Source organism: Stenotrophomonas terrae, from assembly GCF_001431465.1.
GTDB lineage: Bacteria > Pseudomonadota > Gammaproteobacteria > Xanthomonadales > Xanthomonadaceae > Stenotrophomonas > Stenotrophomonas terrae.
Map to the genome: position 1 here is coordinate 1 of NZ_LDJJ01000106.1, position 664 is coordinate 664.

A 664-nucleotide genomic window follows, 5' to 3' on the forward strand; every position below is an offset into this window, starting at 1 on the left:
CAGCGGTGGTAGGCCGCTTTCCAGCGCCAGATGGATGCCGAGATAGGTCGACCCCCACACCACGTAGACCAGGAACAGGGCCAGAACGACAAGGCCACCCCTGGGAGGAGCAGCCGGCGCGGATTCGGGGGAGGACATGAGGCGGTGCCACCATTCGGGGGAAGGTGGATTCTAGGCCACACAGGCACGGAGATCAGTCTGAAAAACAGCATGCTGTATTCGCCTGGCAAGATCGCCTACGTCATGCAGACGCTGGCTGCGCTAGGGTGAAGCCATCCGCCCGGCCCGATGCATACATCGCCCGGCCGTTGGCCACCCCGCGAGGACACTGTCTGCATGAACACCCCCACCGCTTCCGCACCGGCAGCCTCCGATCGCGCCGCGCTGCGCCGTTCCATTTCCAACACCTTGAAAGGCTCTGCCGGCAACCTGGTGGAGTGGTACGACGTCTATGTCTACTCGGTGTTCGCGGTCTACTTTGAATCACAGTTCTTCTCGGCCGCCGACAAGAATTCCACGATCTATGTGTGGGCGATCTTCGCCGCCACCTTCCTGATGCGCCCGATCGGTGCCTGGTACTTCGGCCGCTTCGCCGACCGCTACGGCCGCCGCCGCGCCCTGACCGTGTCGGTGACAGTGATGGCCGCCTGTTCGTTCCTGATCG

The 664-nt window shown here is 63.4% G+C and carries 1 protein-coding gene and 1 pseudogene; one reads left to right on the top strand and one right to left on the bottom strand.

Annotated features, from left to right (window positions below; all coding sequences use genetic code 11):
• Positions 1-138: pseudogene (locus ABB27_RS19495) on the bottom strand (drug/metabolite exporter YedA); the annotation flags it as partial.
• 198 nt (positions 139-336) lie between these two features.
• On the opposite strand from ABB27_RS19495, the gene ABB27_RS18830 reads away from it, so the two are divergent.
• Positions 337-664: MFS transporter (locus tag ABB27_RS18830; RefSeq protein ID WP_152984695.1), on the top strand; the 328-nt coding region annotated here is incomplete at its 3' end.